General features: G+C 60.6%; 15 protein-coding genes and 2 pseudogenes. 9 read left to right on the top strand and 8 right to left on the bottom strand.

Annotated features, from left to right (window positions below; genetic code table 11):
* Positions 1–76 precede the first annotated feature (76 nt).
* The 4 genes from ASD52_RS07450 to ASD52_RS07435 form a co-directional block, all read right to left on the bottom strand.
* Positions 77–337: a hypothetical protein gene (locus ASD52_RS07450; RefSeq protein WP_063991816.1), complete on the bottom strand. Its 261-nt coding sequence runs from the start codon at positions 335–337 to the stop codon at positions 77–79.
* Positions 338–1,223: 886 nt separating this feature from the next.
* Complete coding sequence (locus ASD52_RS07445) at positions 1,224–1,712, bottom strand: heme-binding protein (protein ID WP_057223730.1); 489 nt, start codon at positions 1,710–1,712, stop codon at positions 1,224–1,226.
* 116 nt (positions 1,713–1,828) lie between these two features.
* A complete protein-coding gene (locus ASD52_RS07440) occupies positions 1,829–2,428 on the bottom strand; it encodes a response regulator (protein WP_057223728.1) in 600 nt (199 codons plus the stop codon).
* On the bottom strand, positions 2,425–4,032 hold the full coding sequence (locus ASD52_RS07435) for an ATP-binding protein (protein WP_156612942.1): 1,608 nt from the start codon (positions 4,030–4,032) through the stop codon (positions 2,425–2,427). Before ASD52_RS07435 ends, ASD52_RS07440 begins: the two co-directional genes overlap by 4 nt.
* Before the next feature lie 431 nt (positions 4,033–4,463).
* Here ASD52_RS07435 and ASD52_RS07430 point away from each other — a divergent pair, with 431 nt between their 5' ends.
* Complete coding sequence (locus tag ASD52_RS07430) at positions 4,464–4,772, top strand: hypothetical protein (RefSeq protein ID WP_057205820.1); 309 nt, start codon at positions 4,464–4,466, stop codon at positions 4,770–4,772.
* A gap of 141 nt (positions 4,773–4,913) precedes the next feature.
* Here ASD52_RS07430 and ASD52_RS07425 read toward each other — a convergent pair whose 3' ends face one another.
* From ASD52_RS07425 to ASD52_RS38200, 3 genes are all read right to left on the bottom strand, one after another.
* Complete coding sequence (locus tag ASD52_RS07425; RefSeq protein WP_057205818.1) at positions 4,914–5,453, bottom strand: ribonuclease H; 540 nt, start codon at positions 5,451–5,453, stop codon at positions 4,914–4,916.
* A 210-nt stretch (positions 5,454–5,663) separates the two neighbouring features.
* Positions 5,664–7,223, bottom strand: coding sequence for an ABC transporter substrate-binding protein (locus ASD52_RS07420; RefSeq protein ID WP_057212630.1), 1,560 nt, complete (start codon positions 7,221–7,223; stop codon positions 5,664–5,666).
* A 276-nt stretch (positions 7,224–7,499) separates the two neighbouring features.
* A complete protein-coding gene (locus tag ASD52_RS38200; RefSeq protein WP_146160911.1) occupies positions 7,500–7,748 on the bottom strand; it encodes a hypothetical protein in 249 nt (82 codons plus the stop codon).
* Between the two features lie 116 nt (positions 7,749–7,864).
* Between ASD52_RS38200 and ASD52_RS39820 the strand changes: the two are divergent.
* Positions 7,865–7,966, top strand: a pseudogene (locus ASD52_RS39820) (LysR family transcriptional regulator); the annotation flags it as partial.
* Between the two features lie 558 nt (positions 7,967–8,524).
* Here ASD52_RS39820 and ASD52_RS07410 read toward each other — a convergent pair.
* On the bottom strand, positions 8,525–9,544 hold the full coding sequence (locus ASD52_RS07410) for a substrate-binding domain-containing protein (RefSeq protein WP_025429608.1): 1,020 nt from the start codon (positions 9,542–9,544) through the stop codon (positions 8,525–8,527).
* A 362-nt stretch (positions 9,545–9,906) separates the two neighbouring features.
* Between ASD52_RS07410 and ASD52_RS07400 the strand changes: the two genes are divergently transcribed.
* The 7 genes and pseudogenes from ASD52_RS07400 to ASD52_RS07375 all read left to right on the top strand — a co-directional run.
* A complete protein-coding gene (locus ASD52_RS07400; protein ID WP_057205811.1) occupies positions 9,907–11,169 on the top strand; it encodes an ABC transporter substrate-binding protein in 1,263 nt (420 codons plus the stop codon).
* 187 nt (positions 11,170–11,356) lie between these two features.
* On the top strand, positions 11,357–12,340 hold the full coding sequence (locus ASD52_RS07395; protein ID WP_057205809.1) for a sugar ABC transporter permease: 984 nt from the start codon (positions 11,357–11,359) through the stop codon (positions 12,338–12,340).
* Positions 12,340–13,170: a carbohydrate ABC transporter permease gene (locus ASD52_RS07390; RefSeq protein WP_057205807.1), complete on the top strand. Its 831-nt coding sequence runs from the start codon at positions 12,340–12,342 to the stop codon at positions 13,168–13,170. The genes ASD52_RS07395 and ASD52_RS07390 overlap by 1 nt, the downstream gene beginning before the upstream one ends.
* Positions 13,171–13,181: 11 nt before the next feature.
* Positions 13,182–14,210: an ABC transporter ATP-binding protein gene (locus ASD52_RS07385; RefSeq protein WP_057212620.1), complete on the top strand. Its 1,029-nt coding sequence runs from the start codon at positions 13,182–13,184 to the stop codon at positions 14,208–14,210.
* A 114-nt stretch (positions 14,211–14,324) separates the two neighbouring features.
* Positions 14,325–14,439, top strand: a pseudogene (locus ASD52_RS39055) (trehalose utilization protein ThuA); the annotation flags it as partial.
* A gap of 1 nt (position 14,440) precedes the next feature.
* A partial coding sequence (locus ASD52_RS07380; protein WP_057223722.1) for a ThuA domain-containing protein occupies positions 14,441–15,210 on the top strand: 770 nt, incomplete at its 5' end.
* Positions 15,211–15,215: 5 nt separating this feature from the next.
* Positions 15,216–15,769, top strand: a 554-nt coding sequence (locus ASD52_RS07375; RefSeq protein ID WP_162254152.1) for a Gfo/Idh/MocA family oxidoreductase, incomplete at its 3' end; no start/stop codon positions are given.

Here is a 15,769-nt window from a genome sequence, read left to right as displayed (position 1 = left end):
CACGACTTGCATCATGCCCGTGTTGCGCTATGGCGACAACCGCCTTGCCCGTTGGGTTGGGCGGTTGCCTTCCACCTCAGTTGATCAGAAGCGACGGGGCCCACCGAGGCGATGCCCACGCAGTGATCCAGGGGTCGTCGGGCGGTTCGCGGACTTCGGGAAGCCCGATATCGCGGCGCATCTGGTTGGAGAGGCCGGTTGTCTGGTTGATCAGTCGGTGATGCCGCCAGGCTGCCCTGACGAGGCCGGCTGTTGTTCTCCAGATGCCAAATGTACGGCACAGTTCGTCGAGGGCTGCCGGCAGAGTGCCGGCGGCCGGAAATGATGTTTCACGCATGTGTTCATCCCGATGCTGCGACGCGATCGGGTCCTCTAAAAGTTGATTTGGGCTTGGACGCGAATGGTCTCGCGGTGGGCCGGTAGCGGTAGGTCAGTTGGGAAATGCCGAGCCGTCGAAAGTCAGCGTTTAGGCGCTTCGTGAACCCGATGGGTCGACGCAGGATGCGAGATGCATCCCGAGCACAGCAACGAATCCACCAGAAGTGCGCATATTAAAGAGAGTATATGTCATCTCACGCCTCCTATAGTGTGGGTTGCTGACAATGCAACGTCGCATGAGAGTATTCTCTTCGCAAGTCGCAATTTCGAATTGCAAATATTGATGTGAGATATGTTGCTGAGTTGCAACACCGTTCTGTTGCCCGGGCATCGATACACCAGCGCACGCTGGCTCTGCCGTTCTATGAGACAAGGCTGCTGCCGCAAAGACTGTCGCTGTGCTACGGCCACTGGCGCCCGTCGCCTGGAGCGGTGATCGCGGAAGCGTTCCGCCGTTCTTCTCGCTGCCTTTGCCTGCCGAAGTTCTTAGTGAAACCGGAAGGACGAGGCTCGTCTGTTCGGGGGTGTTTTTCTGTTGGCCGATTGATGGCAGCCGCATTTATCGGCCGGGACGCCAAGGGGGATGATCCCTGCATTGGATGGCGACCGTTACCCGCGCCTAGACAGTGGCAGGCCAGGCCGGCTTCGCTGTTCGAGCGATGCCAGCCTGGCCGAGACCATGCATAGGAGTGTGAGCAAAGGCCGCCGATCGCACCGGAAGGGCGGGTCCTACCGGCGGTCGCCCAAGCGCGTCGCGATGTCAAAAATTCGGTCGCTGCGCTCTGCGCCTTGTCTTTCCATGTCGCGCAAAACTGCTGGGCTTTTTTGGGCGACATGCTTCTGAATTACTTCAGCTGGCCGGCAGCCTTTTCGATCGCGGCCGCTGCGCAGGCCTCATCGAGATTGCCACCAGGAGCGCCACCCACGCCGATTGCGCCGATCGTGACGTCACCGGCCTTGATCGGTACACCACCGGCGAGCACGAGAAAGCCTTCGATGTTGACCAGCTCGGCTGCGGCCGGGTTCTTGGCGACGTTCTCTGCCATTTTCGAGGTCGGTGTGCGCGAGGATGCCGACGTGAATGCCTTGGCGCGAGCCGCCTCAACCGTATGCGGTCCGGCGTTGTCGGCGCGCACGAGCGCGCGCAGCACGCCAGCGCGGTCGACCACTGCTGCCGTCACGTTGTACTTGTCGGCGGCGCAGGCCTGGACCGCATTCGTGGCGAACTCGACGGCCAGGTTCGACGGGATATTCTTTTCGGTCAGCAGTTCGGCCTGGGCGGTGCCGCTGACGATGACGAGCGCGGAAGCCGTTGCGAGAAGGGTCTTGATCATGGCGTGGTTCCTGTCCTTTTTCCGGAGGAAGCGTTTCGCTTTTCCGAAACCAGAACTATCCAATCGGCCCCGCCTGCTGAATCCGCGATGGCACCACCCTGCATAGGTAGGACAACCTATGCCGGTCCCTTATCCGCGAGCGTTAGCCGCACGAACTCGGCCACCGAACTGGTGCCAAGCTTCTCGGCTATCTTCGCCCGGTGCGCATCGATGGTTCGTGCCGATATGTTGAGCGCTGCCGCGATCTCCTTGCTCGCCCAACCCAAGGCGACCATATCGAGAACCTCCCGCTCGCGTTCGGTCAGCCGTGCGAGCTGCAGTCGTGCCTCGCGCTTTTCGAGCCGTGCATCGAAGCTGGCGAATGCCTGCTGCAGCGCCTCCACCAACACCTCGCCGTCCACCGGTTTGGTCAGGAAATCCTGGATACCCGCCTTGAACGCCCGTCGACAGGCTGCGACGTCGCCATGGCCAGTGATCATGATCGTCGGCCAATCAATGCCGCGCGAGGCCAGTTTCGCGTGCAGTTGCAGCCCCGAAACCAAGGGCATGCGCAGATCGACGATAAGGCATCCCGGCTTCTCCTCATCGATATGCGTCAGGAAAGTCTGGGGATCGCCAAATGTTTCGACATTGATGCCATAAGTGCTGAGCAGAAAGGCGATCGCTGTCCGTACCGCCTCATCGTCGTCGATCAGATAGACCCGGTATTTGCTCACTGCGGCTCCTGTTCCTGCGCACGTGGCAGCGTAATCGTAAACCACGCCCCGCCACCTGCAGCATTTTCCGCTTCTATTCGGCCGTCGACGCGCTCGATCAGGGTCGAACACAGCGAGAGCCCCAGGCCCATGCCATCGGGCTTGGTCGTAAAAAACGGTTGAAACAGCTTGGGAAAAGCATTTGGGGCGATCCCCGGTCCATTATCACGCACAATGATCTTTACCTCGTCACCAATGGCTCGTGTCTCGATTTCGACCTGCGCGTCTTTGGTCCCTGCGCCCTCCAGCGCGTCGGCCGCGTTGCGGATCAGATTGTGTAATACCTGCTCCAGCTCAATCGGATCGACGTCGGCTGCAAGCGGCTCCTTCGTCAGGTCGAGGCTAAACTGGATGCCGCGTCGCTGAAGATCGGAGCCGGTAAGCGCCGCGATTTCGGCAACGATACCATTGATCGCGCTGGTGACGGGCTCGGGCGTGCGGTTGGAGGCGTAGTCGCGCATCCGCCGCAGCATCTCTCCCGCACGCTTCGCCTCGCGGACATTGACTTCAAGCGCGTCTGAGATCAGCCCGATATCGGGCTTGTCCGTGCCGGCCAATCTGAGCGCCGCCTGGCTGCGGCTGAGCATTGCCGTCAAGGGCTGCGTCAGTTCATGCGCTATGCCTGACGCCAGTTCGCCCATGGCGTTGACACGCGAAGCATGAGCAAGCAGCGCCTGTCGCTCCTGCAAGAGCGCTCGGGCTTCGGCCTCTCGCGTCGACTTCTGGGATTTCTGGACGGCGGCGCGCTGGCGCAATGCGAACACTAGCGCGAACGACGCCAGTCCGGCCATTGCCGCAAAGCCGATCAACGGTCTCAAAGGCAGGAGCGCCTCAGTCGGCATCGGCCGGTCGAGTGACAGCGAGATCCTTTGGCTCTCACTGTCGATCGTCGATTCGAAATGGGCGGGCGCGACGAAAGATGTGTTGCCACTGACGGCATCCTCGGCCGGCAGGTCGAGCAACAGCTGCTCGTTGAGCGTAAGCCTGACGTGCGCCCATCGCGGTTGTTCCTCCTGCTCCAGCAGATGGCGCGCGTCGATGGAAATCACCAGCGCGGTGTCCGAAGGCGCCTGTGCCCGCTTGGCCAGCAGATACCGGCCATTACTGCCGACATAGGCCCCTCCCTTGCCGCGCTGTTGTCGCGTGATTGCGTCGCGCAACGGGGAAAGATCTTCGCCCCCGCCGGAGGGGACTTCGAGCAACAGTTTAGGTGCACCGCCACTTTGCGCCGTTGCGGCGCCTTGCAGTCCGACCTTGCCATCGAGCGAAACAAGCGCGAGCCAGGCGATGCGCGGATAGAAACGCGCAACACTTTCCATCACCTGCCGGGTGGCGTCCAATCGTGTGGGGTCCGTGTCGCTGGTCAATGCGATCAGGCTGGTCATGTGGGCGTCGTGCTGCGCGGCACGCTGGGATATCAAGCGGTGCAGGGTCCGGCCCGTCACCGCCAGTTCATCGGTCAGCCGCTGCCGCGACGCTTCGACGGAATAGAGCGCAAATGCCGAGACCGCAGCGAGCCACAACGCCACGCCGAACAACCAGGACTTCAAGAGGGTGTTGCTCACTCAAACTCAACCAGGGTCAAAGATGACGTGGCTGGTCTGCTGCCGATGTCTTCGGCCTGATCCAACACGCGTAGCGTAAAATGAGCACTCAATTCAAACATGTCTCTGCTTCGCCGGCTACCGCATCCCAATCTGATGATTGACCCCAAAACGTTGGGGCCGTGAGACGTCATACCACACGCACGTGATGATGAAACCTGGCGGAACCTGACGCGCGGTGGCACACACCGCTGCAGCCCCACAGCGCCGCGCGTCTTATTAGACGCGCAAAGGTCGCTGTAGCACTTTGAATTGCTGCGCGTGCCATGCAGCAGCCGCATGGCCGGCATGATTTGCTTATAGCCGCTGCGATTTCCATATGAGGTGCAACACCAGAATTCGAACGTGATACCAGCGCCGCGGCTCATCCTGCCGGGCGCGAAGGAGATAACATGGTCGGGATCCCAAAAACGCTTGAAGACATGAGCATGCGCGAACGGTGCTGCATGCTCGAAACGGTCGCCGGTGCGCTCGATGCTGTCGCCGAAGAGGCCGAAGACCTGGGCGACGCCCGTTTTGCCGCCAACTCGAAGTGTGTTGCATGCACGATCCGCGGATATGCCGACAACCTCGGAACGCAGGATCTCAAATCTGCCGAGCTTCTTCTCGAGCTGGGGATTACGCTCGTGCATCTGTCCTCGACGAGATCAACTGCTGCCGTGGCTGCTGTGATGACCCACACACCGGAAGCCTGCCATTAGAGGATTTCCAGGAAAAGCGCGAAGCGGTTTTCCGTCCGGAAATGGGTAAAACATGGCGTTAGAGCGTTTCGCGGAAACGCTCTGGCCGTCCTGGCAATGCCGTCATTGGCATCGCCGAATTGGCGAAAGACACTGACGGTTTCAACGGTCGCTGCACCGGGCAGATTGGCGCGCAAGTCCCGCAAGGGTATCCGCACGCTCGTTGCCAACGAGCCCGGAATGGCCCTTGCACCACGCGATAGCCAGTTGGGGATTGCGAGACAGCTGAAGATCGATCGCCATCCAAAGCTCGGCATTGGCTATTGTCCGGCTTCTGGCCTTCGCATTCGGGACAATCTTTTTCCAGCCGTTGTTCTTCCAGATCTGGCGCCAGCTGTTGCAGCCATTTACCGCGTAAACGGAATCGGACCAGACGATTGCGCGTTCGCCTGAGGCATTGCCGTTGACCCACAGCGCTGCCTTGAAGAGCGCGGTCAACTCCATTGTGTTGTCGGCGGAAGGTCGGGCGCCGCCAAACTCGGATGCTATTTCCGCGCCATTGCGATAGACGACGAATGCCCATCCGCCTTTGGCAGAGGTCGGTTCATACGAGCCGTCCGTAAAGACGTGAAGGCCCTCGGAAATGGGCAGTATCTCGGCGGTGTGATCGGGAGCACAGAGCTTGGTGAAAATGCCGTTCATCTTGCCATTTAATCCTGTCGCGTACATCTGCCTAACGTTTTACATTCTGAAGTGGGCTCAAGGCAGAAGCCGCCGTACGATCCATACGGGGTTTGTGGAAGCGGATGCCGCTCGAAATAGGCTGGCGACGCCACGATCGCGATTGGGACGCGCTGAAAACGCAAGTTGGGCAGGAGCTGGAACGCCTGTCGTTCCAGCTCCTCACGGCGGTTACTCGGCGAAATGAGTCAGCCAGTGGCGCGGCTTGTTGTCCGCCAGCTGAGCGACCCGGTCGATCTCATTGCTCATCGCCCAGGCCATTGGCTGCTGGTGCAACGGCAACATGATCATTTCGTCCTTGACCATCTGGAGTGCCTTGGTCTGCAATTCGAGCCGCTTCGTTCGATCCATTTCGGTCGATGCCTGGATGATCAGCCTATCAATATCTGGATAGCTCCAGCCACCCCAGTTGAAAACGCCCGCCTTGTCGCTCCTCGTCTCGATCATCTGGAGCAGGATCGAGTAGCTGTCGAGCATCGGCTCGTTCGCCCAGCCGATGAGGTAGACATCAGATAGACCCCCCGTGCGCTTGGGCGCCTGTGCAGCCGTCGGGCCTATGTCGAGCTGCGGCTTGAAACCGGCGCGGCTCAGCATGTTGACGATACTCTGGCAAAGCTCCTCCTCGTTGATATAGGCCTCGTTCGTGCAGACGAGGGTGAAGGGGAGATCGCTGGCGCCGGCTTCGGCGAGCAGCTTTTTTGACAATTCGGGATCGAACGGCACCACCATGTCCAGTGCTTCGGCATACCCGGGAATCTCAGGCGCAATGATCGTCCCCGCGATCCTCGACTTGCCGCGCATGACCCGCTTCTGAATGAGGTCCTTGTCCAGCGCATGGGCGACAGCCTGGCGGACACGCAGGTCGTTGAACTTGTTGTCGACGCCGTTGGCCAGGTTCGGTTTGCGGTTGAAACCGACCATGATGGTGCGCAGGTCGGTGCGCTCCATGACCTTCAGGTCCGGCTGCGCGACAAGGCGCGGGATATCCTGTGCAGGCGCATTCTCGGTGAAGTTGATCTCGCCCGACAACAGCGCGGCTACTCGCGTCGCTGCCGAGATGATCGGTGTGAACTCGATGCGATCGATGTTGGACTGCGACGCGTCCCACCACTCGGCGTTCTTGACGAGAACGGTTTTGCTGTCGGGCGCGCGGCTCTCGAGCTCAAACGGACCAGTGCCGTTGGCGTGGTAAGTGGCGTAGCCTTCGATCCTTTTGCCGACATCCGTTGGCTTCAGCGAGTTGTTGTCGGTGAGCCAGGTAGCGTCGAAAATGTGGATATTCGTCAGGTCGTTCAGCAGCAGCGGGGAGGGTCCGACCAGTTCGATATCGACAGTGTGGTCGTCGACCTTCTTCGCCGACTTGTAGGCCGGAAGGTTGCCGCGGAGCGGGGACACCGGATCGCTGACCCGAGTAAGAGAGGCAATCACGTCGTCCGCGGTGAAGTCGGCGCCATCATGGAACTTCACGCCCTCGCGCAGATGGAACCGCCAGACCGTATCCGATACGGTCTCCCAGGATATCGCCAGCGCCGGCTCGATCTTCAGTTCGGCGTCAAAGCGGACAAGCCCCTCATAGACGTGATTGAGAAAAGACAGCGTGTAGCTGTCGCCATAAGAATAAGGGTCGAGCGAATAGATGTCGCGCGAGGCGCCCCATTTGAGCGTTTCCGCGTGACCAGCCGCGGAAAGCGCAGCCGACATGACGGCCGCGAGGGTCAGTTTCTTGAGCATTCTGCAGTTCTCCCTGGTTGAGGTCACCTATCCCCTTGACGGGAATCTTTTTCGTAAAAGGCACGGACGGCTCGCAGCCGATACGTCGGATCGCCGGGTCAGCCAGTGGCGCGGCTTGTTGTCGGCGCGGACACGATCTGCTCAATCCTGACGGTCATCGCCCGAGGCCACCGGCTGCCGCTACAGCGGGAACATGAGCAACGCGTGCTTGAACTGAGCGCCCCCGTTTCGATCGCCAGACGCTTTGGCGGTCGAGCTCCTTAGCCAGCAAGGTAATCAAGTTGTCAGCGTTGAAATCCGTATCGTTGCCAAACTCGCCACCTTGCGTCGCTTGAAACGCCAAATCTTGTTGTCGATAAGCTGCCAGTCGATAGCCAGCGCAAACACCATCGACGTGGTTGAGGAACGTTCGATGCGGAATGGGGATAGAGTGAGAAGATGCACGCCGATCGGCTCAGCGGAGCGTGTTGGGTGTGCGCCACTCGCAAAAAGCCCAGCGGATACGCTGTCGCGACGGTCTTCCAAGGACCTTGCATCAACACTGCTCCTCCCTAGCTCGTGCCTGCTAACCGGGACCATCGCACACAGACAGCATTTGTCAACGTAATTGTCGACAATGTTGAGTACTATTTATAACTGATTTGTTGACAATCAGGACGGCCAGTCTTGGCATCGGCTTTGCGCCGGAATGGACGCTGGATCTGCCCAACCGCAATTTCGAGCTCAGGAAGGTGAGGGGTATCACGCTGACCGTGGCCCTTCAGCCGAGCGGTGCCCTCCTCGTCGCGGAGGCTTATTCCCCGCAGGACGCTCTGAACTGGTTCGGCGTCAAGGCCGCAAACGCCGCCAACCGGGTCCCCGAGTGCCTCGAACAATTCTCGCCCCATTCCTACGCCGCGGCCGGCAAGGAACTCCACTTCCTTCGTCACCCGGAAGCCCCCGGTCGTCTCTATGCGCACGACGGCATGCGAGCGACCCCTAAGACCACCCGCTTTTGGCTATGAGGGCAGCGCCGGCATTGTTACCTTGAGGTGGCTTAAGGGGCGGTGGGACAGTCTGTATTACGGTGATCGTTTGTTGCGGAGCGCTCGGAGCTCGGCAAGAAAGGAGGCATAACTGCCGTCTGGCGCAGGGACGAGACTGAGCCTTGGAGGTCCTGGTCCCAGGTTTGCGAATCGTTGTTTGGGCGGCGGCCTTCTTGCCTGGTCGAACCGCGGAGGGATAGCCGAAGATTGCAAGATGTAGCCTTCGAAGAAGCTGCCGAAGCCCGGCCTGTAGCAGCCGATGGCCAGCGTTCCTTGTTAGCTTTGGCGGAGGGGCGTGGTCGATTCACGAAGAATAAGCTCGACCGGCCAGAGTTCGTGGATCTCGGATGCGGGTCTGCCGGCGAGCAGTTGCAGCACGAGATCGGCGGTGCGCGCGCCGGCGGCGCGCATGGACGAACGAGTGGCGGAGAGCGAGGGGACCATGGTCTCGGGTGTCAGATAGGGAAAGACGTCGTCATGGGCGATCACGGAGATATCGCGTCCGATTTCGAGCCCGATGGAGCGCGCTGCCCGGTATACTCCAAGTGCCGTCATCATTGAGCCGGCGACGAACGCCGTCGGGCGGGGGGTCTGCTCGAGGAAGGAACGTGCGAAGCGGAAGCCAAGCTCGTCGGTAAAGTTGCCGTGGGCGACGAGACGCGGGTCAAACGGGATGCCTCGCTGTTGCAATGCATCTCTGTATCCCTTGTCGCGATGAAGCGAGAACGTTCGGCCCTCGCGCCCATTGATCATCGCGATGCGTCGGTGCCCGAGATCGAGCAGATGTGATGTTGCACGGTGAATGGCGCCCTCATTGTCGATATCGAGCCAGGCATGGGGCACGTCGGTTTCGGAACGGCCATGGACCAGGAAGGGCATGCCGAGCCTGTGCAGCAAGGTGATGCGTTCATCATTCGGTTCCGGCGAATGCACAATCACGGCGTCCACCCGGCCGCTTACGGCCAGCCGGCTGTAGAGTTGGATCTCGCCCTTGGTGGCTTTCTCGTCCATTGGGCTGACCAGGATGTCGATGTCCTGGGTTCCCAATCTCTCCGCCATGCCACTCATGAACTCGGAGAAGTGGAATTCACCGGACCGCCCCATGACGACGCCGATGGCGCCGGCGCGCCCGGTGACGAGCCGCACAGCATTGATGTTCGGACGATAGCCGAGGCGGGCGGCTTCCTCGGCCACCCTTGTTCGCGTTTTCTCGCTGACCTCGGGATAGCCGCTCAGAGCACGGCTGACTGTCGTCGGCGAAAGGCCCAGTTGTTGCGCGAACTCCCTTAGCTTCATGCGATACTCGTATCCTCAGCCCTCATTATCCTGCAGGAATATACGCCTTCACCGCCGGTAACAATCCAATTGTCGGCGCGTTCCCACATGCATCTCCTCGCGAGCAAATAACCAAAGCGTTTTAAATTTTGACCGAACATGCGTAAATCCATATTTGCCGCTTGTCTCCATCATAAACGATCATGCACTCGGCAATATATTGAATCATAATAATAAAATTCTGAGTACCCATGTATTTGCAGGGGGTTTCTCGAAAGGGTTGACAGATTTTTCTGCTTCTGGCAGCTTTTTCCAACCAAACCGCTTTCGAATTACTGAGGAGTTTTCGAGCGGCATAGGGGAACCAGGAGGAGTCAACCGACATGAGAGCCATTCTCAGCGCCTTGAGTTTTTGCACGGCCATCGCCGCAGCCGATGTCGTCGTAGCCGCCGAGCTTTCGCTGGCGGCCAACACGACCGGGAAGAACGTCAATTTCATCCGCGAGCAACTCGACGTCTTCGAGAAGCAAACCGGGCACAAGGTGAGCCTGGTCACCATGCCGCCGTCGAGCAGCGAGCAGTTCAGCCAGTACCGTCTGTGGCTTGCCGCCGGAAACAAGGACGTCGACGTCTACCAGACCGACGTCGTCTGGGCGCCGCAGCTCGCCGACCAGTTCGTCGACTTGACCGAAGCGACCAAGGATGTCGTCGGTCAGCACTTCCCGTCGATCATTGCCTCGCAGACCGTCAACGGCCGCCTGGTGGCCCTGCCGGCCTTTACCGATGCGCCGGCGCTCTACTATCGCAAGGACCTCTTGGAAAAATACGGCAAGGCGCCGCCGAAGACCTGGGACGAACTGGCGGCGACCGCCAAGGAAATCCAGGAGAAGGAACGCGCCGCCGGCCAGGCAGACCTCTGGGGCTACGTCTTCCAGGGCAACGCCTATGAAGGATTGACCTGCAATGCGCTCGAATGGGTCAAATCTTCAGGTGGCGGCCAGATCGTCGAGCCGGACGGCACAATCTCGATCAACAACGAGAAGGCGGCGGCAGCCATCGACCGCATCAAGGGATGGATCGGCACGATTTCGCCGCAAGGCGCGCTTGCCTATCAGGAAGAAGAATCGCGCGGTGTCTGGCAGACCGGCAACGCCGTCTTCATGCGCAACTGGCCCTATGCCTATGCGCTTGGCAATGGTGACGACAGCGCGGTGAAGGCCAAGTTCGCCGTCACGCCGCTGCCGACGGCGACTGATGGCGATCAACCGTCCTCGACGCTCGGTGGCTGGAACCTTGCCGTCTCCAAATATTCCGACGATCAGGAAGCGGCGATTTCTCTCGTCAAGTTCCTCGCATCGCCTGAGGTGCAGAAGCAGCGGGCCATCCAGCTCTCTAACCTTCCGACGGTTGCTGCTCTTTACGACGATGCGGAGATTGCCAAGGCACAGCCGTTCATGCCGGCCTGGAAGCCGATCTTCGAAAGTGCCGTGCCGCGGCCGTCGGCGGTCACCAAGGTCAAATACAACGAGGTTTCCGCCAAGTTCTGGAATGCCGTTCACAACACGCTGTCCGGCAACGGCACGGCGGCAGAAAACCTGGAACTGCTCGAAGTCGAACTCACGGAGATGAAGGGCGACAGCTGGTAATCCTCCCGGGGGCGAGGGAAGTGCTTCAGGGCCTTCCCTCGCTCCACCGAGCCACTCCGGCGCGCTGGAATACAGGAAATTCCGGACAGAGAACAGTTTCACACTTTCCCCGGAATTGCCTTGGCGGCGCCGTTCCTCTCAGGCCAACCGCTCGGCCGTGCGCCGAATGGCAAGGGTGAGTATAGACATGACCGACCTTTCCCTCGCAGAGCCTCCTGGAACACTCGAGAGTGGTGCCAGAATCGGCTCCGACCTCAATGCTCAGCGCATTCGTTCCGCCTGGGTCTTTCTCGCGCCGACCTTGCTGGTGTTGGCGTTGGTGGCGGGCTGGCCGCTGCTGCGCACCATCTATTTCAGCTTCACCAATGCGTCGCTGACCAACCTTGAGGGCGCCGAGTTCGTAGGCTTCAAGAACTATCTGAGCTGGATCACGCTGAAGAGCGGGCGCACGGTCTATAACGGCCTGCTTGCCGATCCCGCCTGGTGGAACGCCGTCTGGAACACGCTGAAATTCTCGGCGCTATCCGTCACCATTGAGACGGTGTTGGGACTGGTTGTGGCGCTGGTGCTGAACGCCCATTTCCCGGGGCGCGGGCTGGTGCGGGCGGCGATCCTGATCCCGTGGGCCATTCCGACGATCGTTTCCGCCAAGATGTGGGCGTGGATGCTCAACGACCAGTTCGGTATTCTCAACGACCTGCTGCTCGGCCTTGGTCTGATCAGCCAGAAGATCGCCTGGACGGCCAATCCGGAGACCGCGATGGTCGCGGTTTTGATCGTCGACGTCTGGAAGACGACACCGTTCATGGCGCTGCTGATCCTCGCCGGGTTGCAGATGGTGCCGTCGGATATCTACGAGGCGGCCAAAATCGACGGGGTCCATCCCGTCAAGGTCTTCTGGCGGCTGACGCTGCCCCTGATCCGGCCCGCTCTGATGGTCGCCGTGATCTTCCGCATGCTCGATGCGCTGCGCATCTTCGATCTCATCTATGTGCTGACGCCCAACAATGCGCAGACCAAGACCATGTCGGTACTGGCGCGCGAAAACCTGTTCGACTTCGACAAGTTCGCCTATGGCGCCACCGCCTCGACGATGCTGTTCCTGATCATTGCGGCGATCACCGTCGCCTACATGTGGTTCGGCCGGGTCAATCTCGAAGGAGAGCGCTGATGATCGCCACTCTTACCAGACGCACGGCGTTCTATGCCCTCGTCGCCGCCATTATCATCATGGCCGTCTTCCCGTTCTATTACGCGGTCCTGACGAGCTTTAAATCCGGAACCGCGCTCTTTCGGGTCGATTACTGGCCGACTGAGATCTCCTTCGAGAACTACGCAGGGATCGTCTCGAGCAGTGGCTTCCTGCGCAACCTCGCCAACTCCCTGCTGGTCGCAACCGTCGTCGTCGCGGTGTCGCTGCTGCTCGCGGTCACCGCTGCCTATGCGCTGGCACGGGTGCGGTTTCGCGGACGCGGGCTTTTGCTTCTGACGATCCTGTCGGTGTCGATGTTTCCGCAGATCGCCGTGCTTGCCGGTCTGTTCGAACTCATCCGCTCGGTCGGGCTTTTCAACACGCCGCTGGCGCTGATCTTTTCCTACATGATCTTCACGCTGCCCTTCACGGTCTGGGTGCTCACCACCTTCATGCGGGATCTGCCGATCGAGATCGAGGAAGCGGCGATCGTCGATGGCGCCACACCCTGGGTGATCATCACCCGGGTGTTCCTGCCGCTGATGTGGCCGGCGCTGGTGACGACGGGCCTGCTCGCCTTCATCGCCGCCTGGAACGAGTTCCTGTTTGCGCTGACCTTCACGTCCTCAGACAGCCAGCGCACCGTGCCGGTCGCGATCGCGCTTCTTTCGGGCAACAGCCAGTACGAAATTCCGTGGGGCAACATCATGGCCGCATCGATCATCGTCACCGTGCCGCTGGTGATCCTCGTTTTGATCTTTCAGCGGCGGATCATTTCCGGGCTCACGGCCGGCGGCGTCAAAGGATAGGGGAGAAAAACATGGCAGAGCTTCAATTGCGCAACGTGCGCAAGTCCTTCGGCGCCTTCGAGGTGATCAAGGGCGTCAGCATGGATATCCGGGCCGGCGAGTTCATGGTCTTCGTCGGACCGTCCGGCTGCGGCAAGTCCACGCTGCTGCGCTTGATTGCCGGGCTCGAGGAAATCACGTCCGGCACGCTTTCCTTCGACGGGCAGGTGGTCAACCAGTTGACGCCGTCGAAGCGCGGCATTGCGATGGTGTTCCAGTCCTACGCGCTTTACCCGCATATGACGGTCTTCGAGAACATGTCTTTCGGCATGCAGCTTGCGGGCAAGGACAAGGAGAGTTGCAAAAAGAGGGTGGAAGCGGCGGCGGAGATGCTGCAGCTCACCCCCTATCTCAAGCGACTGCCCCGGCAGCTCTCCGGTGGCCAGCGGCAGCGCGTCGCGATCGGCCGCGCGATCGTACGCGACCCCAAGGTCTTCCTGTTCGACGAGCCGCTCTCCAATCTCGATGCGGCACTTCGGGTCGCGACCCGGATCGAGATCGCCAAGCTGCATCGCAGTATGCACAAGACGACGATGGTCTATGTCACGCATGATCAGGTCGAGGCGATGACATTGGCAGATCGCATTTGCGTGCTACGGGATGGCGTGGTCGAACAGATCGGCACGCCGCTCGAACTCTACGAGAGCCCGAATTCTGTGTTCGTCGCCGGCTTTATCGGCTCGCCGAAGATGAACTTCCTCTCGGGCGCTCTTGCTGCTCCCTACGACGCCCACACGATCGGCATCCGGGCCGAGCATCTGGAAATCAGGGCGGGTGACGGCAAATGGTCCGGGACGGTGGTGCATTCCGAGATGCTGGGGTCCGACAGCTACATCTATCTCGATATCGGCTCCGCCGAACCGGTCATCGTCCGGGAAGGTGGCACCTCGCTTCACCAACCGGGAGAGATCGTACAGATCTCGCCGGTCGGCGACAACATTCACCGCTTTGATGCGTCGGGGCTGGCCCTGGGCCGTGCGCCCATGAGAGGGGCCGCCTGACAAGCCCTGGTGAACACTGAGACGGCCTTAAGCTTCGGGGTCGCCAATTCATGGCGACCCGATCAATCGTAAGACGACATGCCCGTGACGGGCGAACACGCAGGGAGAATGACCGTGCCTATCAAAACAGTCGTATGGGGCGAGAATATCCATGAGCAGACCAATGAGGTGGTCAGGAGCATCTATCCGAACGGGATGCACAACACCATCGCGGCGGCGCTGAACACGGNTCGTATGGGGCGAGAATATCCATGAGCAGACCAATGAGGTGGTCAGGAGCATCTATCCGAACGGGATGCACAACACCATCGCGGCGGCGCTGAACACGGACGTTTCGATCGAGGCAACGACGGCGACGCTGCAGGAACCGGAGCATGGCCTGAGCGAGGAGCGACTGGCGAAGACCGATGTGCTTCTGTGGTGGGGGCACAAGGACCACGGCGCCGTCAGCGACGAGGTCGTCGAGCGCGTTGCCAAGCGCGTCTGGGAAGGCATGGGCCTGATCGTCCTGCATTCCGGCCATTTCTCCAAGATCTTCAAGCGGCTGATGGGCACGCCCTGCGCATTGAAGTGGCGCGAGGCCGGCGAGCGTGAACGGCTCTGGGCGATCAACCCGCGTCATCCGATCGCCGAGGGCATCGGCGAGAACTTCGTGCTCGAGAACGARGAGATGTAYGGCGAGCAGTTCTCCGTGCCGGAACCGCTCGAAACCGTGTTCATCTCCTGGTTTGCCGGCGGCGAGGTGTTCCGTTCGGGTCTGACCTGGCGTCGGGGCGCCGGCAACATCTTCTATTTCCGCCCGGGTCACGAGACCTATCCGACCTATCACGACGCCAACGTGCAGAAGGTGCTGCGCAATTCGGTCAAGTGGGCCTACAACGTCGACAATCGCTACACGGCGATCCATGACGCGCCGAACGTGCCGGTCGAAAAGGCGCTGGAGCCGATCGTCGAGCGTGGGCCCAGGCTACATCAGGCCGGCGAAGCGGGTTACAGGTGAGCATCATGCGTCTTCTCGTTGTTGGAACCGGCGGCATGGCCAACAGCCATGCCCAAGCCTTCGCTCAGATCGAAGGCGTGGAAATGGTGGGAGCGGTCGATGTCGACCCCAAGCGCGCCAAAGGCTTTGCCGAGAAACACGGCATAGCCAAKACGTTCACCTCGCTCGACGACGCCATTGCCTGGGGCAAGTTCGATGCGGCGACGAATGTGACGCCCGATAAGGCGCATCACCCGACGACACTGGCATTGCTTGCCGCCGGCAAGCACGTGCTGTGCGAAAAGCCGCTGGCGGAAAACTACGCCAAGGCGGCGGAAATGGCCGATGCCGCCGAGCGATCGGGGCTGGTGACCATGGTCAACCTGACCTATCGCAATGTCGCGCCGCTGCAGAAGGCGCGGGCGATGGTGCTGGCCGGCGACGTCGGCARMCTGCGTCAYCTSGARGCSTCCTAYCTGCAGAGCTGGCTCGTCTCCAAGGCGTGGGGCGACTGGGCGACGGAATCGCAATGGCTCTGGCGGCTGTCGACCAAACACGGCTCGAACGGTGTGCTGGGCGA

Source organism: Ensifer sp. Root142 (assembly GCF_001426785.1).
Lineage (GTDB): Bacteria > Pseudomonadota > Alphaproteobacteria > Rhizobiales > Rhizobiaceae > Ensifer > Ensifer canadensis.
Note: the sequence above shows the minus strand (reverse complement) of the source record. Positions and strands in the feature narration are given on the sequence as shown.